The following is a 24,401-nucleotide window of genomic DNA, read 5'->3' as shown; positions in this document are numbered from 1 at the left end:
GTTGATGATGAAACGAATCTATTATGCACTACTCGCACTATTCCTTTCCACCACTTATATATATGCACAGAAGCCTGTACAGAGTCGTCGCTTGGCTGCTGGTCAATCTATGGAGAGGCAAGGTTTGGTGAATATTAAGCGTGTTGTGCCCTCAATAAAGGTTGCTTTAATGTATGCACGCACCGATAACTTCTGTAATAAACAGCTCTATCGCGATCTTCGTGATGCTTATGTTCTACCGAATTGTGCGGAGGCTCTGCGCAAGGCACAGGCAGAATTGAAGCGTCGCAGACCTGACTTGAGTCTGTGTATATTTGATGCTACACGTCCAATGAGCGTTCAGCAAACAATGTGGGACGCTGTGAAGAACACATCCAAGTACTTCTATGTGTCCAACCCAGCGCATGGTGGAGGTATGCACAACTATGGGATGGCAGTGGATATAAGTATTTGTAAGGCTTCATGGAACGATGCCACATGGTGTGAGGGGGCTGCACGTTGCCACATAGACACAATCCCTATGGGTGCGAAAGTTGATCACATGGGTGCTGCAAGTCATATAGATAAGGAACAAGGATTACTTACTCGGGGTATTATCTCACGTGAGGCACTTGCTAACCGACGGTTACTTCGAGAAGTTATGACCGCTGCTGGCTTCATGCCAATACGCACTGAATGGTGGCACTTCAACCTTTGTACGAGGGAATGGGCGAAGAGTAACTTGAGAGTGGTTCGATAGAAAAGCCTCAACAAAAGTCCCAACAAGCCTCACCCCCGCCCCCTCTCCGAATGGAGAGGGGAGTAGATAGTACCATTGGCTATTGTTAGATGGAAAGGGAAAGGTGTATAAGTAAGTACAAAAAGAGATGGTAAAACAGCAAAGGAATACGCTACAACAAGGAGAATTTCCTCTTCCGAGATACGTGCAAGAGACCCTCGACAAACATAACATACCACTTCCTTCTCCACTCGGAGATGGTACTGGGGTGAGACTCTTAGCCCTCCAAGCGCATAACTATCCTGACATTGACATGCCATTCTTGCTTAATCAGCTCACAGGATGGCTGAAGGCGCGCACCAAGTTGCCCTCATGGGCTGCGCAAGAGGATATTATCTATCCGCCACATCTATCTATGGAGCAGTGCTCAAGTGAGCAGACTGCATTGTACAAAACCAACTTGATAAAGGAACTAAGCCTCCGTAATACAGCCTCAGCATCCACTCGCTTTGTTGATCTCACGGGTGGTTTTGGTGTCGACTTCTCGTTTATTGCACGCAACTTCACCCATGCCACCTACGTAGAACGGCAAGAGCAGCTATGCAAGACAGCACAACATAACTTCAAGGTGTTAGGTTTGAAGCATGCAGAAGTGGTCAACACGGATGGCACGGAATACCTCCATCAAATGCAACCTGCCAATGTTATCTTCCTCGATCCAGCACGTCGTAATGAGCAAGGGGGCAAGACCGTACTGATAGAAGACTGTTCTCCCGATGTGTTGACAATAGAGAAAGAACTCCTACAGAAAGCAGACACTATCGTTCTGAAGCTCTCGCCAATGCTTGATTGGCAACGAGCTGTAAACGAACTAAACGTTATTGGCAACGTTGTACGTGAGGTTCACATCCTCTCTGTGCGCAATGAATGTAAGGAGTTATTGATTGTTTTGCAGAAAGGAGAGACCCTGTCAGACACTACAGCAGCCTCAATACCTAAACTCCGCATCGTTTGCGTGAATGATGGTGAGGTCGTTTCCTATTATGAAGAAGAGACAGCAGGCATCTTACCAAGCATTCTTTCAACCCCACCTACAGCTGGTCAATATCTCTATGAGCCTAATGCTTCACTGATGAAAGCGGGTTGCTTTGCCCTAATCAGTCGTCGTTATGAGGTTTCCGCACTAAGTGTAAATTCTCATTTATTTGTCTCCAATAGCCTTATTGAGCACTTCCCTGGTCGCTGTTTCTGCCTTGTAGCCGTTTCATCATTCAATAAGAAGGAGCTACGTTGCACCTTATCATCTATCAAGAAAGCTAATCTTGCCGTGCGCAACTTCCCTATGAGCGTTGCAGACTTGCGTAAGAAACTCAAGATAAAAGAAGGAGGAACAGATTATCTCTTCGCTACTACCGATGCAAATAACAATCACCTCTTACTCATTTGTACGAAGGTGTAAGCAATAAACAACGGTTATCTCTTCAGTAAGAAATTATCATCAATATTCATCAAAATAAATTATTAAAAACTATGAACAGGTTATTTAAAATGGTTATCGCCACGACATTGATAGGAATATCTATGTCGGCGAATGCTATCGACCGCCAAAGTCTTAAACAGTATGCCGCCTCTTTAAAAGGACTAAAGAAGGAGCAACTAAAGAATGCACTGCACACTCTGATGGACAAAAAGGATGTCTTGAAGTATGGCAGTGGTAACAAACGCACATGGTGGGGCTTTTGGTACACCGATCGTGACCCTAAAAACAATGAATGCTACAACCGTTATAGCGACAAGAAGTTCAACTTCGTCGAACACAACGGAGCAGCTATTGCAGGCATGAACATCGAACACTCGTTCCCAAAGAGTTGGTGGGGAAAGATCGAGAACCAGGCTTGGTGCGATCTATATAACCTCTATCCATCTGATGCAAAGGCTAACAGCGACAAGAGTAACTACCCAATGGGAGTCGTAGTAAATGTTACCAAGCCTGCTGGAGATGGCTATGATAAGGTCGGAACAGGCTATGCTAATGGACAACTCGTGAAGATGTGGGAACCGGGTAACCGCTTTAAAGGTGAGTTCGCACGCAGTTATCTGTATATGGCAACCACTTATCAGCACCTAACATGGGTGAAGACGGGACTGCAAAGCCTTGAGAATAACAGCTGGCCAACGCTTAGGGAATGGGCTTATAAGCTCTACCTCAAGTGGAGCAAGCAAGATCGTGTAGACCAACAAGAGATTGATCGCAATAATGCAGCAGCCAAGATACAGAATAATCGTAACCTCTTTATCGACTATCCCAACCTCGCTGAATATGTTTGGGGTGATAGTGTGGATGTTGCTTTCAACCCCGATCTATCCATAACGACGGCTTCTGACGATGCACGTTACACTGGTGCGGTTGTTCCACCATCAGATCCAAGCGAAGATCCAAGCAACCCCGGCGGTGGAGAAGGTGGTCAAGTAACTCCACAAAACGCTAAGACTTTCGTAAAAGCTACGGCTGTTCCCGCCGTTAATAACCAGTTCCTTCTTGTTGTAAAAGTCGGTGAGAACCTCTTTGCAGGTAAGACTATTCAAGGTACAAAGAGCTACGGTTATCTGAGTGGATCAGTATTAACAACTAAGAAAGAGATTATCTTTACTTCCGATGAAAACCTATTCTTTACATTAGAACAGGCTGCGGGTGGTTACTACATCAAGGACGCTAAGGGGCGTTACTTCTATCAGGACGGTACGCATAAGAGCTTTAATGTAGTCAATTCAACCGATAAAGCGACCATTTGGACTATAACTCCAAATACTGACGGAACATTTGTTATCACAAGTTCTGATGGTCACGTCGTACAGTACTCAACGCAATATAAGTCGTTCGGAGCATATAAACCAGCTAACACAAGTAACCTTTCTCCAATGCTGTATGTCTATGATCCGACAGCAGGAATATCAACTACTAACGTTGTAAAGAGCGATGATAACGCTGTTTACAACCTACAAGGAGTACGCATGCCAAAGGATGCGCAGCTCGCACCGGGTATCTATATCCGTGGTGGAAAGAAGTTTGTTGTAAGATAGGACATCGGTTTTGAAAGCCTCCCAAGCCCCTCCAAAGGAGGGGATGTTGCCTAACGGGATGTTATCAGACAGTTATTTAAAATAATAATGATACTATCCACTTCCCTCTCCAGGCGGAGAGGGAAGTGGAGTGAGGATTCTTCTCCATTTGAAGAGGGCGTTTCTTTGATGTGAAGAAACGCCCTCTTTGAATACAAGAATAATATCCCTTGTTTGAAAATCATGATTTAATGTAGGGACAGACGCCCTCGTCTGTCCGCTTGAACCTCCTTACCTCTTTGTGAAATACGTCCTCTTATGCGGACAGACGAGGGCGTCTGTCCCTACTTTGTGTACTATCATCGTATGCAAACGACAGCCTCACCCCCGCCCCTTCTCCGTATGGAGAGGGGAGTGAATGGTGCTGTTTGCATACAGAGAGTACATCGGTTGGTGTGTAACGAGGCGGTGCCTCGCTATCTAAAACAGCAAGACTAAAAACAAAGAGACGCCTTCTTTCAATCGAAGAGGGCGTTTCTTTCATTGCAAGAAGGCGTTTCTTTGATGTGAAGAAACGCCCTCTTTGAATACAAGAATAATATCCCTTGTTTGAAAATCACGATTTACTGTAGGGACAGACGCCCTTGTCTGTCCGCTTGAACCTCCTTACCTCTTTATGAAATACGTCCTCTTATGCGGACAGACGAGGGCGTCTGTCCCTACTTTGTGTACTATCATCGTATGCAAACGACAGTCTCACCCCCGCCTCTCTCCGTATGGAGAGGGGAGTGAATGGTACTGTTTGCATACAGAGGGTACATCGGTTGGTGTGTAACGAGGTGGTGCTTCGCTATCTAAAACAACAAGACTAAAAACAAAGAGACGCCTTCTTTCAATCGAAGAGGGCGTTTCTTTCATTGCAAGAAGGCGTTTCTTTGATGTGAAGAAACGCCCTCGTTGAATACAAGAACAATATCTCTTGTTTGAAAATCACGATTTACTGTAGGGACAGACACCCTCGTCTGTCCGCTTGAACCTCCTTCCCTCTTTGTGAAATACGTCCTCTTATGCGGACAGCCGAGGGCGTCTGTCCCTACTTTGTGTACTATCATCGTATGCAAACAATACTATCTACTCCCCCTTTCCATTCGGAGATAGGATGGGGGTGAGGCTCCTTCTCTAATAGAGCGAATCAGTTAAAAGATACGTTAAATTTGCCCATCTGCTGTTTTTTTAGTATTTTTGCACGTTTAAGAAAAGGAATATAACGAACATAGAATATATATAATGTCATCAATTCAGATTAAGAGAGTAGAGACGAAGAAAGACCTCAAACAGTTTATTGAGTTCCATTACGACCTCTACAAAGGGAACCCTTATGATGTGCCCAATCTCTATAGTGATGAAGTAAATACACTATCAAAAAACAAAAACGCAGCCTTTGACTTCTGCGAAGCTGAGTATTTCCTTGCCTTGAAAGAAGGGAAGATAGTAGGTCGCGTGGCTGCTATTATCAACCATAAAGCAAACGAGAAATGGAAGAAGAAGGACGTTCGCTTTGGTTGGATTGACTTCATTGATGATATTGATGTATCGCGTGCTTTGTTTGAAGCTGTTGAGGAGTATGGTCGGAAGAAAGGCATGAATGATATCGTTGGACCACTTGGCTTCACCGATATGGACCCTGAAGGAATGTTGACCTGGGGCTTCGATAAGCTGGGAACAATGGCAACCATCTATAATTATGAGTATTATCCACAACACATGGAAAAACTCGGTGGATGGGAGAAGGACAACGATTACGTTGAATACTACCTCGTGGTGCCAGAGAAATCACCTGAGAAATATACGAAGATAGCCGAGATGGTGGAGAAAAGATACAATCTCCACGTGCGCAAACTGACGAAGAAAGACATCTTCCAAGGCGGTTATGGTAAGAAACTCTTCGACCTCATCAATCTCACATACAGTGATCTTTATGGGTTCTCGGAGCTTACGGATCGTCAAATTGACCAATATGTCAAGATGTACTTTCCATTAGCTGACCTCAACCTCGTCACTGTTATTGAGGATGGAAACAAAGACAACCAACTCGCCGGACTTGGAATTACGATCCCATCGTTGAGCCATGCACTTCAAAAATGCCGTCGCGGGCGTCTGTTCCCATTTGGTTGGTGGCACTTACTACGCGCTATTAAGTTCCATAAGACCGATGGTGTGGATCTTCTCTTGATGGGTTTTCTACCCGAATATAGGTCTAAAGGAGCCAATGCACTGCTCTTTGCCGACCTTATCCCACGTTACGTCGACTACGGATTCAAGTGGGGTGAGACGCAAGTAGAGATGGAGAGCAACGAAGGAGTGCAGAGTCAATGGGGACCGTTAGACCCTATTAACCATAAGAAGAGGCGTTGCTATAGAAGAAGTCTTACCCTCGCACCTGTTACAAGGGCAGAGGGAAGTGAATAATTCGATGTTCTGTCCTTTCGTCTCGGTATAACAGTTATTGTTTAGTAATACATTAATTTTAGAATAATTAAGTAGCTTCTATCTGACAAAAGAGTGTATGTTCCTTTGTTCACGCATGGTTACATACGACTCTCCTCTCCGTTCGGAGAGAGATTAAAAGTGAGCTTTTAATATTTATGGACGAATTAGTTAAACCCGTAGAATACACCGATGACAACATCCGACACCTCTCGGATATGGAACACGTGCGTACCCGTCCGGGCATGTACATCGGTCGTTTAGGTGATGGAAAGTTGCCCGAGGATGGCATCTATGTGCTTTTAAAGGAAGTCATAGACAACTCTATCGATGAATTTAAGATGAATGCGGGCGATAGAATAGAGATAGATATTGAGGACAACCTGCGTGTTAGCGTGCGTGACTATGGTCGCGGTATTCCACAGGGAAAGCTCGTTGAGGCGGTATCAGTGCTGAATACGGGTGGTAAGTACGACTCTAAGGCATTCAAGAAGAGTGTCGGATTGAATGGAGTTGGCGTCAAGGCGGTTAATGCACTTAGTTCACACTTCGAGGTGAAGAGCTTCCGTGAGGGTAAGGTGCGTGCGCTCTCATTTGAAAAAGGTAATCTTCAAGGTGATAAAACAAAGAAGACTAACGATGAGAGTGGTACTTACATCTACTTTGAACCTGATAACACGCTATTCAAAAACTACTCTTTCCATGATGACATAGTTGAGGAGATGCTCCGCAACTACACGTATCTTAATACGGGGCTAACCATCATGTACAATGGTAGACGCATATTGAGTAGGCATGGACTAAAGGACTTGCTGACGGATAACATGACGGGAGATCCATTGTATCCTATCGTTCACATGAAGGGAGAGGATATCGAGATTGCTTTCACACATACCAATCAATATGGTGAGGAGTACTACTCTTTCGTGAATGGTCAGCATACAACACAGGGCGGTACACATCAGACTGCTTTCAAGGAGCATATTGCCAAGACGATAAAAGAGTTCTTCGGCAAGTATGAGTATGGTGACATTCGTAATGGATTAGTGGCTGCTATCGCTGTTAACGTTGAGGAACCTGTGTTTGAATCACAGACTAAGATCAAGTTAGGTTCAACCCTTATGGCTCCCGAAGGAGAGACGATTAACAAGTACGTAGGCGACTTCATTAAGACAAATGTCGATAATTACCTTCACATACACAAGGAGGATTTCACCGACATATTGGAGAGTAAGATCAAAGAAACCGAACGGGAACGTAAGGCGATGGCTGGTGTTACGAAGCTGGCACGCGAGAGGGCGAAGAAAGCAAACCTACATAATCGTAAGTTAAGGGACTGTCGTATTCACTTCTGTGACGTTAAGAACGATCGGAAGGAGGATAGTTCTATCTTCATAACGGAGGGTGATTCGGCCAGTGGAAGTATCACTAAGAGCCGCGATGTGAACACTCAAGCGGTGTTCTCATTGCGTGGTAAGCCGCTAAACTCATTCGGTCTGACGAAGAAGGTGGTGTATGAGAATGAGGAGTTCAATCTCCTGCAAGCTGCTTTGGATATTGAGGACGGTCTCGACTCACTGCGTTATAATAAGGTGATAGTGGCTACGGATGCCGATGTCGACGGTATGCACATTCGCTTACTGATAATTACTTTCTTCCTTCAGTTCTTCCCTGAGCTAATAAAGAAAGGGCATGTATATGTCCTTCAGACGCCCCTCTTCCGTGTTCGCAACCGTCGGACAAAAATCAAGGATAAGCAGGTTCTTGCTGATGCCGACGCTCGTCGTGCGAAAGGAGAGAAGAAGAACGACTTTATCACACGCTACTGCTACTCTGAAGAGGAGCGTGTGGCAGCTATCAACGAGCTTGGCCCTGAACCCGAGATAACACGATTCAAAGGTCTTGGAGAGATTTCTCCTGATGAGTTTGCACACTTTATAGGACCCGACATGCGCCTTGAGCAGGTTACACTCCATAAGAATGATCAAGTGTCAAAGTTGCTTGAGTATTACATGGGAAAGAACACTATGGAGCGTCAGAACTTCATCATTGACAACCTCGTAATCGAAGAGGACTTGCCAGAAGAGCAAGGGGAGATGTAAAGGAGGGCTTCGTCATAAAGCTAATTTACTATCTTCTCGTCTCTAAAGCATAGTCGATAGGGACTTTCAAATCAGTCGACTGATTTTTAAAAACACTCGACTAATTTTTCAAATCAGTCGAGTGTTTCTCTTAAAAAGGTCGTTAGTTCTTTCGGAAAAGGTCGTCTGTACACTCCGCAATCGTCATAAATACGATATTAAACAAGCAATAGCTGTTAATAACATCAGCGAAATAGAAGGGCGAAAGAAGGGCTCGAATAGTAGTCCTATGCGTCGTCTTTCAAAGGAAATAGAGTTTCATTAAAATACAATATTAGTCTATGAGAAGGTATATCTGTCTTTTACTCTTTTACATCTTTACCTTTTTACCATTGTCAGCGCAGCCGAAGAGCAATTCACCCTTGCGTAAGTTGCAATTGGCGGAGATGGCAATAACGAACTTCTATGTGGACTCTGTGAATGAACAGAAGCTCTCGGAAGATGCCATAAGAGGGATGTTAAAGGGCTTAGACCCGCACTCTACTTATACAGATGCTAAGGAAACGAAGGCAATGAATGAGCCTTTACAGGGCGACTTCGAGGGTATTGGCGTCCAATTTAACATGATTGAGGATACGTTAGTGGTGATTCAACCCATCGTGAATGGTCCTTCTCAGAAGGTAGGAATACTCTCTGGAGATCGTATCGTTAGTGTGAACGACTCAACGATAGCGGGTACTAAGATATCACGAGTGGACATTATGAAGCGTTTGAGGGGTAAGAAAGGAACGAAGGTGAAGTTAGGTATTGTGCGTCGAGGCGTCAATGGTATCCTAACATTCGTTGTCACACGTGATAAGATACCTGTTCATACGCTCAACGCAGCCTATATGATTCGCCCAACTGTGGGTTATATTTGCTTAGAAAGCTTTGGTATGAAGACCCACAAAGAGTTCATGGATGCTGTAAAAGAGCTTGAGAAGCAAGGTATGAAGAGCCTGATACTCGACTTACAAGACAATGGGGGCGGTTATCTTCAGGCTGCCGTACAGATTGCCAATGAGTTCCTAAAGGATAACGAGATGATTGTCTATACTGAAGGACGCAATGTTCGACGCCAGAACTACAAGGCTATTGGCAATGGAAGACTACAAAAGATGCGTGTTTATGTACTTGTGAATGAGTTCACAGCATCGGCTGCAGAGATTGTTACAGGGGCTATTCAAGACAATGACCGAGGCACAGTTGTTGGGCGCAGAACCTTTGGCAAGGGGCTTGTTCAGCGTCCGTTCGACTTCCCTGATGGTAGTATGATGCGTTTGACTATCGCCCATTATTATACACCAAGCGGTCGTTGTATTCAGAAACCATACAAGAAAGGCGACTTGAAAGACTATGAGATGGATCTTGAGAAACGTCTGAAACATGGTGAACTAACCAATCCTGATAGTATTCACTTCGACTCTTCTCAGAAGTTCTACACGCTTCGCAACCATCGAGTAGTATATGGTGGTGGCGGTATTATGCCCGATTACTTCGTGCCTTTAGATACAACTAAATACACGAAATATCATCGTCTCTTGGCTGCAAAGAACATCATTATGAATGCTTATCTGAAGTATGTTGATGCAAACAGAACAACTCTGAAAGGACTTTATAAGTCATTTGACACCTTCAATAAGAATTACGTAGTACCACAATCATTGCTTGACACGATTATAGCAGAGGGTAAGAAAGAGAAGGTGGAACCAAAGGATAAGGCAGAACTAACGGCTACCATGCCTTATCTCAAAGTTCAATTAAAAGCACTCGTAGCACGCGATTTGTGGGATATGAACGAATACTACCGCGTTTGGAACGAGCAGAGTGACATTGTGAATAAGGCCATTAAACTGTGTACAGCACCTAATACGGACAGGAGTCTGTAATTGATGTTTTAATCAAAAAGCGATATAAAAGACATTACAGGCTTCTATCTTGAAGAGAAGAACGTATGTAATAAGAAAAAGCGGCATGTGTGGTTTGACAAAGCCATACGTGCCGTTTTCTGTAAATTCACATATTCTCTGCCCTAATTTTACGTGTATTTCTATTCCTACTTGTTTCCCGCTATTTACAAATGCATGGGAATAAGAAAGGAAAGGAGACTGGGATTTGAAGCTATTCAGCCATCTGGAGGATTGTTCATTACCATAAAGAGTCCTTTTCCATTCCCTCTTTCATTCTTTCTTTGATACTCTCCATTGCTGTGGTGTCATGCCTTCCAGTGCTGAAAAGAGGTGAGAGAAATTGCTGACCGATGAGAAGCCGCAGGTCTGAGCAGCCTCTGTAATACTGAGCGAGGGCTCATCAATTAGCATCTGTTTGGCTTCATTCAGGCGCAGTTGGGACAGCCAAGTACCGAAAGGCATATTCAGCTCCATGTTGAGATATTGTGAGAGATAGGTGCGATTGGTATGCAGTTGCAGTGCTACTTCGTTGAGCGTTAGCTGCGTCTTCATGTATCGTTTCTTCTTTATCCACTGTTGGATCTCTTCTTCTATCTTCCTTTTTCTCTTCTGCCTCCCTGATAGTACTACCGCTTGTTGTGCCAGTGTGTTCTTTTCAAAATGCATGGCATAGTTGAGAATAGAGACAAAAAGATGGCAAAAGAAGATGACAAAGTTGAATAGTAGTAATATGGCAATCTTTTTACTGACGACCATGACTGCAACACCCAGCACTCCAGTGACAACACCCCAATACATGGGTAGTCGTAACCACAGTATGAAAGCTTGGACAGAAGGGTGTTGCCTTTGTGTCTCCACCCGCTTGTTAAGCGATCTTCTCATCAAAAGACTAAGGGTGAATGTCTCAACGAGAAAAACGACAGAAGCAATGACAAGGATGACAATGCGAACTCTGTCGTTGCCAAATCCTCCTCCCCACAGGGTTATGATGCAGGCTATAACGGGGATGAAATTACGTTCCATGTGTTCTGACTTGATTTCTTCTTCGCTGATAATAGCGGTGAAAGCCATGATAAAAAGAGTAAGGGCAGGGAAAAGTACGCCTATGGTGATGGCAATAGAATAGTAAGAAGAAAGTTCTCTGAGGTGAAAGTACCAGTGGATGAAGCTGAGGATAGCGACCATCAGCAGCCCTGTGGCAATGGCATAACGAGCCTGTCGGTAGCGACGTTTGGTAGGAGTATGGGGAAAGATAATGGAGAATAGGTTCAAGGCAAAGATGCACGCAACGATTGCCAGATAAAGTAGCAGGTAGTTATAGATACTATTGAAAAGCAAACTGTTCATTTTGTTCCCTCCTTATTAGTCTGATTGATCCGTTTTCTTGTGTCGAGTTTGCCTGCGCCATCTTATGGGTGAAAGTCCCTCATGTGCCTTGAAGTAATGGCTGAAAGCGGATGACGATGTGAAGCCTGTAGCCTCAGCAACTTGCTCCATGCTCATGATGGCATTGGATGCCAGCAAAATCTTAGCTTGCTTAAGGCGGATTTGTCCTATCCATTCACTAAAGGTTAGGTTCAGATAGGTATTGAGGTAAAGTGAGAGGTAGGTGCGGTTGGTTCCTAACTGACGAGAAACATCATTGATGGTTATGTTCTTCGTCAGGGCAGCAGGTGTCTTTTGCCAGCGTAGGGTACATCGCTGGAGTTTCTCTATGGTACCTTTATCAAGCCGTACATTCTTCTGCGGAAGTGTGATATTCAATACGACAAAATTGGCATTGAACATATAGTTAGTGAATGACAAGAACATATAGATAATAGAAAGGAGGCAGAGTGCCTTGTAGATTTCAATGCCCCAGTGAGGGAGAATAGACGGAATATAACTGGGGAATCCCAGTGCAATGACAAGCGTTACCGAACGTGCGAGCCAGGCGATAGACTGCTTGAAATTGTCAGCATAGAAGTTAGCCATCTTTTGTTGCGCCTTTCGGTAGTAGCTGTAGAAACGGATTCCCAAAAGAATAACCATTGTTAAGAGAACCACCGTTACAGTTATATGGCTGATCAGTCTGAACGTTCCACCTATGATGGCTCCGATGCAGAGGAAAGAAAGACAGCCAGCAAGGAAGATGATATTGTGGAGTACTCTTTTTCGAGTAATGTAATCAGGTTGGACAAACGGCAGGTAGATCATAGAAAGGAGCACCGTAACAATAAGATACAAGCTTAGGCTAATGGTCTCTGGATAGGGAATGCTGTAGATTTCTTCCTCCTTCAGCCAATACAAGAACGGCTCCATGGCAAAGATTAGGAAGTTGATGGCAAGCAGTTGACGTGCCCTCGTATATAGTTGGTAAGCTGGTTTCTTCTGCTTTTGGAGTACAAGGAGACAGATGCCGAATGTGACGAGTGTTGTCCATTCTGCAAACAGAATACTTTTCAAGAGGTCTATTTGTTGGTTCATCATTATACTTTAGACGGTTGGATCCTCGCTTCTGGTCAGCCGATTGGCTGCCCGCCACTGGCTGGTTCTACTACTGAAACCCGACTGACTGGCTATCTCGTCTTGACTGGCTTCTGGGTGTTCGCTGGCATACTGGGCTGCATATTCCAATCGTAGTCGGTTGATGTAGTTATAGAATCCACCGAACTCCTGCTTGAAAACCTTTGATACATAAGTCCGACCATAATCAGTCTGTGATGCTACGTGGGCAAGTGTTAGGTGAGGATTGAGGAAGCCTTTCTTCTGCTCCACAATCTCAAGAATGTCCGCCTTTATCTGGTTTACCTTCGCTGCGCTAATACCTTCCGTATTCTCAGGCTCTATATCTTCAGGTGATGGGATGAGGTTATTTCGTCTTATGTATTGCGATATAACTTCATCCATCTTTCGCATTGCCTCGGCATTGCTGCGGTTGGGATGGAGGGAGGCGAGCAATATGATGATATGCCAACCACTGAGCAGAAAATCAATCCAGGCTTTAAGTAATCGGCTGTCTGTGAAAAGAACAATCCATCCCGTCAGTGTGTAAGCCAGCGGCTGCCAGAGTACATAATTGGCAAACCGTACTGGGAACTCCTCCTCGTTGGAGTAGTTGTCTTGGTTGTATTCATTGGTCTTGCGATAAAGCCAGAAGGTAGAATAAACAAGATAGGCGAACAGGGATGCGCCTACTCCTATACAGACGTAGGCAATCTGACCACTCTGGTGTTCTGACAACTTCTTCGGAATGATGCTTAGGGCAAAGAGCAACAAGATAATCAGTACTGGAATCGATGCCATCAGTCGCAACCTATATTTCTCCCGCTTATAGCCAGAAGGATCAAAGTACTTGTGAAACAGTATGATCCATGTCGTCGGCATGAAGAGAATCGCATAGAACTTTGCCAGCATCCAAGTCTCTGTACGCATCGGATTGAGTACGTAAGGAAATAGAGCGATAGAGAAAAGAAGAAAGAAAATGCTTATTTTTCGTGCTGGGAAGAACTTGTCTGCGTATTTTGCATAGGGAGAGCACACGTGCCCCCATCTTATTGCTGCAAAGAAGACGCAGGAGAGGATAAAGGAGAAGCAGCCCAAAGAATATATCAGGATGTTGCTCATGAATAGGTGTTATTATTTATGTAAAGACAGATGTAAAGGCAGACAATATGCCCTTTTTGTTGTCTGTAGCACTGCAAAGTTAGTAAAAAGAAACGATAAATTACCTCTTTCATTGTTTAGTTTTAATCCTAAAGTATATTTCTATTTAGGCTATCATTCTTTAGTCATCATACTTAATTATGGTATAACTTCTATGTTTCTCAAACGTACACACTATACTTATTTTGTTTCTCCAAGTACTTTGGAGAGGTTCTCCAAAGCACTTGTAATAGTTGTACAAATGCCTTGGAGAAATAAAGAAAGACATTTGTATTGACCTTTCGAGATAAAACTTAAGGTTCTTCCGTTAAATGCGTAGATTGTTAATAGAATGAGATTAATCCACATACATGGTATGATTACCTTCAATTAGATGGTTTTACAAAGGGGGATAAACTACATAATAAACGTCATTAGGTGTGATGTCTATCTGTCTTCTACAAACAACTTATCCCCATGCCATAGATTTTTGTAAACTATTTTCACGCAGCTCTATACTAATACATGCTATTTGGGCTTCCAAAAGGCGCCAAATTGGCTTGCAAAAGATGCCCTTTAAGACCCTTACTAACGCCCTTTTGAAGTCCACTTAAGCACCTTTTACGTTACCACTTTATAACTAACTGGTATCTTGTTGGTTACAAGCCCACCCTTTTTATGTGCTTTTAGCCTTATTGATAAAAGTTTTATGTAATATTATGTAAAGACTTTTCAAGGCATTGTCATTGGATTTTCGAGTATTAAAAAGAAAAAAACTGGTTCGGAGGATGAGAAAAGAATAGATAGTTGATAGTCTTGGCTATGTCTTTGTTAAATGAGTACGTTATGTTCTGCCGTTAACACTATACAAAAAGTATCCACACATTTAACGGAAGAACCAAACTTAATTCCTCAACACTCTATTAGTTGAACTTGTAACCACCCTCTTTTGAGGAGCTTCATGTGTCCTGTTCCGTTACTACTTTGTACTGATTGTAGCAATTTTTGTACACTTTGAACGCTTCAAATTAGTATTTTTGATTCCATGGATAGTTGAATGTCCGTTAATATATGCACAGACGCATATTAATGATAGCCACAGAGTCTATCGTTTGTAAAGTTATTTGGCGACATTAAGTTGTTTTTTTATTTTTGTGAAAGCAACTATTGAGACCAAGAGACATTTTACGTATCAACTCCACACAATATATATCAGATTAATATAAGTATTTATGAACTTAAAGAAAAGAATTATGAAGCACCTGTCTTTATCATTAAAAGGGAGAGGGCGGCGGCTGATTCTGATTCAGCGGACAATGGTATTATTGATACTATTTGCCTCTTTCTCGGTTTCCAAAGCACAAAACGTGACTATAAGTCCCCAGTCTGGGAAGTTGGTTGCAGGTTTGACCTATGAAAATGAAGTTGGATTCCAACATGGTTGGAGTTCGTTGTGGCGGCATAATCAGTTGCCACTAACACTGACTGTTTCCGACAAGACGGAACTGGTGGAAGGGGGACAGCTGAAGGATCCAGCAGGTAACATCTCTTTAGATAACCAACAAGGAATGTATGTTGTGATGGGTGGAAAGAACGTTACAACCTGTATGAACATTTCTCTGCCCAAGGGCTTTCGCTTTACTCGTTATCGCATCGTTCTGATGAATAATCTTAATGGTAAAACGGTCAATACCATGCAGATTAAAGGCATGAATAAAGTTATGTACGAAACAGATGAAAAGTTTAATCAGAGTATTCCGAAAGCAAAAACAGACGTAATGGGATCATACAATGATTCCAAAGAGTATGTTATTGAGCGAACCAGTAAGGATGATGCCGATATGGGTAACAACCTTTATTTTTATTTCTGGAGGCAGTGGGACGAGTTCTATGGTGTGACTATCAAGTCATGCGAGCTTTACTTCACCGCTGAAGGACCATTTCAGGCAAACGTAGCTCCAGGTTCACCTTCTATGATTATCAAGGATGGTGTTAATATGGTGGATGTTCCTTTTGCTACCAGTAAGCTGGACTTAGGAGAAATAAAGCCGAACCAAAAAAGTGGCGTGACCTATTTTAGTTACGACTATCGTAATGTCAGGGAACTTATGGCGAACAATCATTTCTATCAGCAGGATGCTGTCACAAGTGACAAGAAACTGCCAGCAACAGCTAATACTGGTGACATCCAGGCATTAAACAATGATGGAAAGCTCTATTATGCCGTTGGTAATAACACCTATTATATTGAGACACCCACTTCAACCAAGTCGCAGGATGAAAAAGACATTCCGCTGGGTTATCGCATTACGAGTGCCAAAATCAAATATCACTATGGCACGGCTGCAAATTCTAGTAGTGTTCCTTACAATGATGGCTTCTATATTACGGCAAAAGGAGGAACCTTTGGTTTGAAGACATACTATCTTCAGCCAGATGGTAAGTGGAACGAGAACAGACCAGTAGTCTGGACAATGACTGGTGAAGGTAGTGGTAAACTCTACAGTGGGGGCAGTTATCTGTATACTCATTATGCAAACAAGACGTATTACCTGTATCCGACAAACAGTCCTACGAAGGCTTCGGTATTTCAGAAAATTGATGATCGTATCAGGAGAGTTGTTGATGGTAAGACTTTGTATCTCTCTATGCCTGACAGAAAGGGCAATGCCCAGCTGCAAGACAAGAGCAATGCTTTTGCCACATACTCACAGGCAAATGGAATAGTAGACAATCCAGCCTTCACTCCTTCACCTTATACTTTAAAGGTATATTCTACCGACAAGAACACCCCTTATAAAACTATTAAAGTAACCTCAGGGGCTGACGGAACCATTGAGATACCCAATCTAAACAACGATGCTGTCAAGTTTGAGGTGTCTGGTCTGGCTTCTGGTTCAAAAGCTCTTGTTACCTTTGAACTAACCCTTGAAGCACTGGATCCATTCATCAACTCTATTGACATCATCTGTCATTCGTTGAAAGCAAACGGTCCTACGCTAATGCAACAGTTCACATCCAACGATTTCCAAGTATCAGGGGGCAAGTTTCTTTTCTATGTGCCAAAGGATTTCATGGGGGATACAGAGAGATGTAAGTTCACGTTTGAGAACCTATACAGTAAGTATGGAGACAACACTTATCCCGGTGGAACACGCCATGCACGCTACTACTTCGCCAAGTCAGACTATTACAACAGCTTCGGTGATGGAAAGCAGTATATGGCTACTGGTATGGAAGAAGCCGACAAGAAAGTGAGCACTAAGATGTGCGGTGACAAGCCTTTCAAGTATAGCAACATTGATGAACTGAACAACAATAATACCAGTTCGAGCCCGACAACACTCAAGGAGTACCCTTATTCTGAGTCACTTTATAGAGAACAGGGCGGAACATTCACCAGCAACATTGAAGTTGCCATCAATAAGTCCAAGGAATGTTACCTTTTCACGGGAGATGAAACACGATGGAACATAGCACCGACCACTGCATTGGAGCATCGCTACTATGCCTATTACCTCATGGACATCAAGCTCATTGTTAAGGACTACAAGGCGCAGTGTGAATTGACAAAGATCTATGACCATACTTGCTACAACCTTGAAGGCAAAGATACAGATAAGCCTATGTATGGTGGCAGATTCGTTGCCCTTGATGCGCAGACAAATCAAAAGATACCTACAGGTAATGCTTACCTAACTGTTCCGATGATGGAGAAGGCTCTCACGGAAGCACTTGCTGCTAAGCATGCTACGGGATATGAGGTACTATATCTTGACTATACTGACCTTTATTCTGTCCATATTCCAGAGAAGAAAGAGATGGATCGCATGAAGGGACTGCTGAACCCGAACTGCTTAATCTACTTCCCAGAGCGTTCCAATTACAATGAGGATAACTATGTGCAGAAGACGAAGAGCGGAGACTACCATGCCTGCAAGAACATCGTTATTACTGACAGGCAACCATTCTTTGCTCCATACAAGATTACTGTTCCGAGGGAGAATTATGCAATCTATCAACGAGAGATCACTATCCCAAAGAATGGTAAGGTAGCGAATGCTTCCATTATCCTGCCGTTCACGCTCTCGTTGACAAATGGCATACACACTAATGCCACTGCGGATGCCTGCTCGTTCGAGGTGTTGAGAATGCACGAGGAAGACTGCCTGTTCCTGTCAGATCCCGAGACTGCTTCGTCCCGTAACTATTACGCATCGGCAAAGTTCGATCGTGTTGAGGGCAGCAGTACCGAAGCTAACGTACCTTACATGGTCAAGGTAATCAATGCACCTACCGATGAAAAGATTTCCTTCATTGCCACACAATATGGTGCGGATGTGATGGCATCTGAGGACAAACTGGAAACTTCAGGCTACACCTATTCGGGTGAAAAGGCAACAGGCAAGATTGCAGGCAATGCTTATCAGTTCAGCAACTGCGGTTCTTATGCAGGCATGAAGGTAGACAGAAACACAAAGAACGTATTCTACTTCTCTGGGAACATGTTCCTTAGTTCTAAGAATCTTCTCCTAATGTATCCGTCAGTTTACGTTTATCCTTTCCGTGCATGCTACCTCTACAACAGAAGTAGTCAGGGAGCAAAGGAGATGATAGGCTTTGATGTTATAACTGATTATGACGGTATGACAACAGGTATCTCCGACCTTACCCATGAGCCAGATCTTGCTGTCCAGACGGGCAGGGGACACATTATGGCAACGGCTGCAAAGTCCGTACATTTCAGTATCTACAATGCAAACGGAATGAAGGTCGAGACTGTGACGTTCAATGCTGGTGAAAGTAGAACGATAGAACTACCAGCAGGACTCTATCTTATCAATGGTACAAAGGTTATTGTAAACTAAATAATTCAATGTTATGAAACGAACGTATATTCCGCCTAAGACTTGGGAAACTCTGGTAGCATCCGAACTCCTTCTCACTGTAGGTAGTGGAAGTAGCAATGACCATGCTGATAGCAAAAAGAATCCTTTTTGGTCTGAAGGATATGAAGAAGATGAATCTCTCAATTCATCTTGGTCGAGAGTAAGAGGCATCTGGGAAGACTAATTGTCAGAGATTACAAACTTTGGTCTTGACAAATATTGAGATCGAAGTACCTTTCTGGCAAAGATTCCAGACAGAGGTTGTATTCTTTTAATTTAGAATCTGACACTTTAGTCAGATTAAAGTACTCTATATAAGATTTAAGGAAAGCGACACGCATGGTTCTTTGAAACCATACGTGTCGCTTTCTAGTATTTTATGTATCTTCTTTTTAGAAGCTAAGTGTGTAATATTTTACTATCGAAACAAGGGCTGATAGAGCAGAAATAATTATATGGTGCAGCCTTTCTGCAATTATGCTGAACTATGGGAGTACAATACAGGATGGCTGGTATAACGATAGACTACCTATTTCTCTGTCTGCATTCTCTTGAGAAGTGCAAGCGCCTTGTTCTCGTTCTCTTCCATAATCTCACGTTCGCCCGGACCCTTGTCATTGATTCCACAGAGATGAAGAATGCCATGTATGATAACACGAAACAGCTCTTCCTCATACAACTTACCAAATAGTTCAGCATTGGAGCGCACTGTGTCGAGTGAAATTACAAGGTCGCCATTCAGCACATCACCCTCATCATAATCAAAGGTAATGATGTCTGTGTAGTAATCATGCCCCAAGTACTCATTGTTCACTTCGAGTATCTTCTCGTCATCAACGAACATATACCCTATTTCCCCGACCTTCCTTCCGTAGGTAGCAGCGACTGCTTTAATCCAACGAGAAGTATCACGTTTCCTGATTTTAGGCATCTTTACGCCTTCTGCACTATATGTAATCATTTGCTTCAGTTGTTTTTCTATTCTTGTTAATACCCCTTTGGAAGGAACTCCGATATATCTCTTCCAAAGTGTTGAAGCTCTCTCACCATAGTAGAACTAATGCTTGACAGCTGTGGTTCAGCATAGAGGAAAATGGTCTCAACGCCTGACAATAATCTATTCACATCTGCTTGCTCCCGTTCATATTCGAAGTCTTTCACACTGCGAACACCTTTTATAATATATGTCGCTTGCTCTCTACGAGCGAAATCGATGGTTAAGTCGCTATATGCTTTTACTTCTATCTTGGAATTATCAGCATAGAGACGCTTGATACGCCCCACTCGCTCCTCCGCATCCAACATATACTTCTTCCGCTCATTCACCCCAACACCAATGATAATATGGTCGAAGAGCGGTAAAGCACGGCGTACAATAGAGGCGTGCCCAATAGTAAATGGATCGAAACTACCAACAAAGAGTCCTTTATTCATCTATTATCTCCCACCTAATCTTCTGTGCCAACATCTCCAAGAGAGCATTATCAGCAGCAGGAATACTTATTGTTCTATTCATCTTAACCTCCTTGTTTCTACCGCAAATATAGTTTATTTCCATTAGAAAACCAAATAGATAACAACTTTCTTATCAGTCGAATAGACTGGGTTGAAGCGGGTTGTCATGGAAAGAGTTGCGTCCTAAGTGGTCATAAGCAAGCTGAGTTGCAACACGCCCACGCGGTGTTCTCTTGATGAAACCTTCCATAATCAAGAATGGTTCGTACACCTCCTCAACCGTTCCGGCATCCTCACCTATGGCAGTAGCAATGGTTGATACGCCAACAGGACCACCTCTGAACTTGTCAATAATGGTAAGTAGTATCTTGTTATCGATCTCATCCAAGCCATATTGATCAATGTTCAATGACTGCAAGGACATCATTGCTATTTCTGGAGTTATCGTTCCATTGCCCTTCACTTGGGCGAAGTCTCTCACACGTCGAAGCAATGAGTTACAGATACGAGGCGTCCCACGCGAACGTCGAGAAATCTCAACTGCAGCCTCATCAACGATTGGAACCTTCAAAAGATACGCCGACCTCTTAATAATACGTTGTATTGTTTCGGGGTCATAATACTCTAGATGCAGGTTAATACCAAACCTCGCACGAAGCGGAGCAGTAAGAAGTCCACTGCGAGTAGTGGCTCCGACGAGTGTAAAAGGGTTCAGATCAATCTGTATGGAACGTGCTGAAGGACCCTTATCAATCATTATATCGATGCGATAGTCCTCCATTGCAGAGTATAAATACTCTTCAACGACAGGCGAAAGACGATGAATTTCATCAATAAAGAGTACGTCGTTGGGTTCTAATGATGTCAGAATACCAGCCAAATCACCTGGTTTATCAAGCACCGGACCAGAAGTTATCTTAAAGCCAACGCCTAATTCGTTTGCAATGATATTACTCAACGTCGTCTTACCCAGTCCCGGTGGACCATGCAAGAGCGTATGATCGAGTGGTTCTCCCCTGTACTTCGCTGCTTCAACGAACACTCGAAGGTTCTCAACAACCTTCTGTTGTCCACTAAAGTCATCGAATTTCAATGGGCGGAGAGCGTTCTCAAAGTCTTTCTCAGCCGATGAGAGCCTCTCTTCATGTATATCAAAATCTTCCGACATGTTATCTTTCTGTTTTAGAAAAAAAGAGTACTTGCGAACGTGTCAAACATCCTTATGTAGGGAAAAAACGGCTCGTTCAATATCTATTGAGTGTTTGTAAGATTCCAGTTATATACTCTTTATCAAATTGGATATATGACCTATGCTCTTTACAAGTGCTATTTATTTTCTGCAAAGGTAGTGTATTTTTTCCGTGCAGGTGCTTTGTTTCGGAAAATTTATCTAAATTTGCAACATGAACTAACGCTTTATCCTTATACGTATGATCAACAGAATGAATAAGAAACTACTTTATCGTGAGATCCTCGACTACATCATGATAGCCGCAGGAATGCTCTTCTACGCAATCGGTTGGACTATCTTTCTATTGCCCAACCACATTGGCAATGGTGGTGTAGCAGGTTTTGCATCTATCATCTATTGGGGAAATGGAATCCCCGTAAGCTGGACTTACTTCTGTCTGAACGCTATTTTACTAGCTGTGGCACTAAAGGTTCTCGGCTTAAAGTTCTGTATTCGCACCATTTATGGTGTAGTAGTTCTTACCATCTTAGTGAATGTCTTGAGCCAAGCCTTCCCTCATCCAATGCTCTTGCATGGGCAACCTTTCATGTCAGCAATCATCGGAGCAGTCTTTTGTGGTGTTGGTCTTGCTTTCGGACTATCGTATAATGGAAGTTCAGGTGGCTCCGATATCGTTGCAGCTATCGTCAACAAGTATCGCGATATATCGTTAGGTCGGGTCATCCTATTGGTTGATATGACGATAGTAACAGGTAGTTACGTCGTTCTTCATAGTTGGGAGCAAGTGATTTATGGCTATGTAAACCTCATCATAACATCCTTCGTACTTGATCAAGTCATCAATTCAAGTCGCAGATCAGTACAGTTCTTGATTATTTCTGAGCGTTATAAGGAGATATGCGATATGATTTCTCAAGCCCAGCCACACCGCACCAGCACCATTATTGACGCTAAGGGCTATTATACTGGGCATGACTTAAAGGTTGTAATCGTGGTTACACGCCAGCGAGAAGCCTCTTACGTTTATCGTATGATAGATGAGATTGACCCAGACGCATTCGTTACACAGAGTCAAGTAATGGGTGTTTTCGGTAAGGGATTCGATAAGTTTAAGGTGAAACGTAAGGCGCATAAGGAGCAGATAACATCGACAAGTAAAGAATAACATCAGTTCTGGTTGTAACGAAAAAGAGTGACAGGAATGTATTAAATATGCCATAATAGGGCTGTTTGATACATTCTTTTTTATGCTTATTATCAGCCTTTTATCTTAATCTAAGGCTCATATAAAACTAAGGAAAAGCCCTCACCAATTAGAGAGAATACGCCACAAAGTAGGGACAAATGCCCCATTCCACGACCTCTCTTCGAATGGGGAGGAGAGTAAATAGCCTCATGTGCAAACAACGGGGGCGTTTCCTTGCTATGAAGGAAGCCTCTCTTTGCGTCAACGAAACGCCCTTCTCAAATGGAAGAAAGCATCTACTCCTATTTAAATGATGCAACAAAATAATCCCCCGTTAGGCTCTCCTTCCCTTGGGGGAGGCTGGGAGAGGGTTTCCAGACGAGGATATCTGTTCCTATTTTGTGGCACTATTTGGGATTAAAAGAACCTGTTCAAGATAGCTTCTATGATGCACTCTTTTTGAAAAGAAAAGCGTTTACTAAAAGTGACTAAAGCCCCATGCAGGTCATGTGTGGCACTTTTCTTGTCTTATTCTTTATGTTTGGTTTGTTTGCAAAGATATTGCTCTTGTTATGAAAAGATGTTTTAGAGAGATGTGCTTATTGCCCTTTGTGAGTATTACTGACGACCTCCTGTTAAGAAATAGAGTGAGATTGGAGTAATACGTCGGAGTAATATAAATGGTAAAATACAAGTTGCTGTAAGGATAACAGGGGAAAGAAAATAGATAATTAGTAGACTTGTAGCCCCAGTGATAGGTAACCATTCCAACTTGAGAGACCATAAGATGATACCTTGAGGGAGTGTGTGTGCTGCATAGATAAAGAACGATGAATCCGTTAATATATTAGGGATCAACTTTGGAGTAAGCCCTTGTTGCTGTCTACGATCAATGATGTGTGTGGTCAGAGAGATTATTGTAACGATTAAGGCAGCATACATGAGGTTAGTAAGTTGTGCCCAATAGAAGAAACAAGCACCGATGATTCCATATATTCCGTAGGACTTAAACGTCTTTGTTACGTCCCATTTTTGAATGGAAAAGGTTGCTCCAAGACTAAAGAATAATAGGCTCTGCCCCCATTCTTCCCATTGATCGGGTAAATAATGGATAGCATATAGAAATATTATAAGCACGTATAATGCTAATCTTTTGTGCCTTCGAGAAAGGAAACGGATAGCAGTATAAATGAGCGGAGAGGCTAATGACAATACCATAAGGTTACGGACGAACCACAAAGGGATGTCTATTGGAGTAGCAATGCCGCCTTTATGTCCAATAAGACTTGTGTTCCAAAAGATTAAAAGATAATCTTTAAGGGTGAAATCAGATAGCGGCTTATCAATAATAGCAGTCCATCCTGGGCGTAAAGAACTACCAATGGCGATGATCAGGAGGAACAATAAGTTCCATAATATATAAGGTATGAGTAACGACTGCAGCCTATGACGGAGCTTGTTGATATACACTTTACGTGTAAACTGTTTACAATGAAAGAACAACAAGCCACTAATGAAAAAGAAAAACGGGTTCGCTAATGGAGCTAACGAACCCGATATAAAGTCGATGAATGTTTCTAATGATAGGTTGATATTACCTATTGGGAGCGAAAAAGATGCTTTTAGAGCGTTGTCCCAAGCAAAGGATACACCTTTGAAGTTAGAATGAACGAACAAAACTAGTACGATGAGAGGGAAGCGTAAAGCCGTAATAACCTGTGAAAGAGTGTTAGTTGTGTCCGTTTTAATCATCTTTTCCC

Annotated in this window: 17 protein-coding genes; 9 read left to right on the top strand and 8 right to left on the bottom strand. The window is 42.9% G+C overall.

Going from position 1 to position 24,401, the window contains the following annotated elements:
• The first annotated feature begins 7 nt into the window (after positions 1-7).
• The 3 genes from J5A55_RS08000 (at position 8) to J5A55_RS07990 (ending at position 3,799) form a co-directional block, all read left to right on the top strand.
• Positions 8-739 carry a M15 family metallopeptidase gene (locus J5A55_RS08000; RefSeq protein WP_039851289.1) on the top strand — a complete coding sequence of 244 codons (732 nt, stop codon included), beginning with the start codon at positions 8-10 and terminating at the stop codon, positions 737-739.
• Positions 740-866: 127 nt separating this feature from the next.
• Entirely contained in the window at positions 867-2,177 is a 1,311-nt protein-coding gene (locus tag J5A55_RS07995; protein WP_004383003.1) for a THUMP-like domain-containing protein, read from the top strand.
• Between the two features lie 71 nt (positions 2,178-2,248).
• Positions 2,249-3,799, top strand: coding sequence for an endonuclease I family protein (locus tag J5A55_RS07990; protein ID WP_004383002.1), 1,551 nt, complete (start codon positions 2,249-2,251; stop codon positions 3,797-3,799).
• 295 nt (positions 3,800-4,094) lie between these two features.
• Here J5A55_RS07990 and J5A55_RS07985 read toward each other — a convergent pair whose 3' ends face one another.
• Entirely contained in the window at positions 4,095-4,322 is a 228-nt protein-coding gene (locus tag J5A55_RS07985) for a hypothetical protein (RefSeq protein ID WP_004383000.1), read from the bottom strand.
• 743 nt (positions 4,323-5,065) lie between these two features.
• On the opposite strand from J5A55_RS07985, the gene J5A55_RS07980 reads away from it, so the two are divergent.
• From J5A55_RS07980 to J5A55_RS07970, 3 genes are all read left to right on the top strand, one after another.
• Complete coding sequence (locus J5A55_RS07980; protein ID WP_004382998.1) at positions 5,066-6,247, top strand: hypothetical protein; 1,182 nt, start codon at positions 5,066-5,068, stop codon at positions 6,245-6,247.
• A 176-nt stretch (positions 6,248-6,423) separates the two neighbouring features.
• Positions 6,424-8,367, top strand: coding sequence for a DNA topoisomerase IV subunit B (locus J5A55_RS07975; RefSeq protein ID WP_004382997.1), 1,944 nt, complete (start codon positions 6,424-6,426; stop codon positions 8,365-8,367).
• 320 nt (positions 8,368-8,687) lie between these two features.
• Positions 8,688-10,274 (top strand): S41 family peptidase, encoded by a 1,587-nt coding sequence (locus tag J5A55_RS07970; RefSeq protein WP_039851192.1) that lies wholly within the window; start codon positions 8,688-8,690, stop codon positions 10,272-10,274.
• Positions 10,275-10,565: 291 nt separating this feature from the next.
• Here the strand turns inward: J5A55_RS07970 and J5A55_RS07965 are convergent, their stop codons facing one another.
• The 3 genes from J5A55_RS07965 to J5A55_RS07955 are packed head-to-tail and all read right to left on the bottom strand — an operon-like array spanning position 10,566 to position 13,901.
• Positions 10,566-11,642 carry a helix-turn-helix transcriptional regulator gene (locus tag J5A55_RS07965; protein ID WP_004382994.1) on the bottom strand — a complete coding sequence of 359 codons (1,077 nt, stop codon included), beginning with the start codon at positions 11,640-11,642 and terminating at the stop codon, positions 10,566-10,568.
• 15 nt (positions 11,643-11,657) lie between these two features.
• Positions 11,658-12,764, bottom strand: a complete 1,107-nt coding sequence (locus J5A55_RS07960) for an AraC family transcriptional regulator (protein ID WP_004382993.1) — start codon at positions 12,762-12,764, stop codon at positions 11,658-11,660.
• 6 nt (positions 12,765-12,770) lie between these two features.
• Positions 12,771-13,901 carry a helix-turn-helix transcriptional regulator gene (locus J5A55_RS07955; RefSeq protein WP_004382992.1) on the bottom strand — a complete coding sequence of 377 codons (1,131 nt, stop codon included), beginning with the start codon at positions 13,899-13,901 and terminating at the stop codon, positions 12,771-12,773.
• A 1,250-nt stretch (positions 13,902-15,151) separates the two neighbouring features.
• Here J5A55_RS07955 and J5A55_RS07950 point away from each other — a divergent pair.
• On the top strand, positions 15,152-18,787 hold the full coding sequence (locus J5A55_RS07950) for a hypothetical protein (RefSeq protein WP_004382990.1): 3,636 nt from the start codon (positions 15,152-15,154) through the stop codon (positions 18,785-18,787).
• 13 nt (positions 18,788-18,800) lie between these two features.
• The gene (locus tag J5A55_RS07945) at positions 18,801-18,992 is read left to right on the top strand and encodes a hypothetical protein (RefSeq protein WP_004382989.1); all 192 of its coding nucleotides are present in this window, start codon (positions 18,801-18,803) and stop codon (positions 18,990-18,992) included.
• Positions 18,993-19,337: 345 nt separating this feature from the next.
• Here J5A55_RS07945 and ybeY read toward each other — a convergent pair whose 3' ends face one another.
• From ybeY to ruvB, 3 genes are all read right to left on the bottom strand, one after another.
• The gene (gene ybeY, locus J5A55_RS07940) at positions 19,338-19,769 is read right to left on the bottom strand and encodes an rRNA maturation RNase YbeY (protein ID WP_004382988.1); all 432 of its coding nucleotides are present in this window, start codon (positions 19,767-19,769) and stop codon (positions 19,338-19,340) included.
• A gap of 26 nt (positions 19,770-19,795) precedes the next feature.
• A complete protein-coding gene (gene coaD, locus J5A55_RS07935) occupies positions 19,796-20,242 on the bottom strand; it encodes a pantetheine-phosphate adenylyltransferase (protein WP_004382987.1) in 447 nt (148 codons plus the stop codon).
• Between the two features lie 154 nt (positions 20,243-20,396).
• Positions 20,397-21,431 carry a Holliday junction branch migration DNA helicase RuvB gene (ruvB, locus tag J5A55_RS07930; RefSeq protein WP_004382985.1) on the bottom strand — a complete coding sequence of 345 codons (1,035 nt, stop codon included), beginning with the start codon at positions 21,429-21,431 and terminating at the stop codon, positions 20,397-20,399.
• 262 nt (positions 21,432-21,693) lie between these two features.
• Between ruvB and J5A55_RS07925 the strand changes: the two genes are divergently transcribed.
• Complete coding sequence (locus J5A55_RS07925; protein WP_004382983.1) at positions 21,694-22,620, top strand: YitT family protein; 927 nt, start codon at positions 21,694-21,696, stop codon at positions 22,618-22,620.
• A gap of 639 nt (positions 22,621-23,259) precedes the next feature.
• Here the strand turns inward: J5A55_RS07925 and J5A55_RS07920 are convergent.
• On the bottom strand, positions 23,260-24,393 hold the full coding sequence (locus J5A55_RS07920; protein ID WP_004382981.1) for an acyltransferase family protein: 1,134 nt from the start codon (positions 24,391-24,393) through the stop codon (positions 23,260-23,262).
• Between the last annotated feature and the right edge of the window lie 8 nt (positions 24,394-24,401).

The sequence above is a fragment of the Prevotella veroralis genome (assembly GCF_018127765.1).
Taxonomy (GTDB): Bacteria; Bacteroidota; Bacteroidia; order Bacteroidales; family Bacteroidaceae; genus Prevotella; species Prevotella veroralis.
The sequence above is the reverse complement of the archived record's forward strand: the minus strand, read 5'-3'. Positions and strand labels throughout refer to the sequence as shown.

Excerpts from the sequence above, each read along its gene's own strand:
- J5A55_RS08000 (WP_039851289.1), top strand. The coding sequence starts at position 8 with ATGAAACGAATCTATTATGCACTACTCGCACTATTCCTTTCCACCACT.
- J5A55_RS07995 (WP_004383003.1), top strand. The coding sequence starts at position 867 with ATGGTAAAACAGCAAAGGAATACGCTACAACAAGGAGAATTTCCTCTT.
- J5A55_RS07990 (WP_004383002.1), top strand. The coding sequence starts at position 2,249 with ATGAACAGGTTATTTAAAATGGTTATCGCCACGACATTGATAGGAATA.
- J5A55_RS07985 (WP_004383000.1), bottom strand. The coding sequence starts at position 4,322 with ATGAAAGAAACGCCCTCTTCGATTGAAAGAAGGCGTCTCTTTGTTTTT.
- J5A55_RS07980 (WP_004382998.1), top strand. The coding sequence starts at position 5,066 with ATGTCATCAATTCAGATTAAGAGAGTAGAGACGAAGAAAGACCTCAAA.
- J5A55_RS07975 (WP_004382997.1), top strand. The coding sequence starts at position 6,424 with ATGGACGAATTAGTTAAACCCGTAGAATACACCGATGACAACATCCGA.
- J5A55_RS07970 (WP_039851192.1), top strand. The coding sequence starts at position 8,688 with ATGAGAAGGTATATCTGTCTTTTACTCTTTTACATCTTTACCTTTTTA.
- J5A55_RS07965 (WP_004382994.1), bottom strand. The coding sequence starts at position 11,642 with ATGAACAGTTTGCTTTTCAATAGTATCTATAACTACCTGCTACTTTAT.
- J5A55_RS07960 (WP_004382993.1), bottom strand. The coding sequence starts at position 12,764 with ATGATGAACCAACAAATAGACCTCTTGAAAAGTATTCTGTTTGCAGAA.
- J5A55_RS07955 (WP_004382992.1), bottom strand. The coding sequence starts at position 13,901 with ATGAGCAACATCCTGATATATTCTTTGGGCTGCTTCTCCTTTATCCTC.
- J5A55_RS07950 (WP_004382990.1), top strand. The coding sequence starts at position 15,152 with ATGAACTTAAAGAAAAGAATTATGAAGCACCTGTCTTTATCATTAAAA.
- J5A55_RS07945 (WP_004382989.1), top strand. The coding sequence starts at position 18,801 with ATGAAACGAACGTATATTCCGCCTAAGACTTGGGAAACTCTGGTAGCA.
- ybeY (WP_004382988.1), bottom strand. The coding sequence starts at position 19,769 with ATGATTACATATAGTGCAGAAGGCGTAAAGATGCCTAAAATCAGGAAA.
- coaD (WP_004382987.1), bottom strand. The coding sequence starts at position 20,242 with ATGAATAAAGGACTCTTTGTTGGTAGTTTCGATCCATTTACTATTGGG.
- ruvB (WP_004382985.1), bottom strand. The coding sequence starts at position 21,431 with ATGTCGGAAGATTTTGATATACATGAAGAGAGGCTCTCATCGGCTGAG.
- J5A55_RS07925 (WP_004382983.1), top strand. The coding sequence starts at position 21,694 with ATGATCAACAGAATGAATAAGAAACTACTTTATCGTGAGATCCTCGAC.
- J5A55_RS07920 (WP_004382981.1), bottom strand. The coding sequence starts at position 24,393 with ATGATTAAAACGGACACAACTAACACTCTTTCACAGGTTATTACGGCT.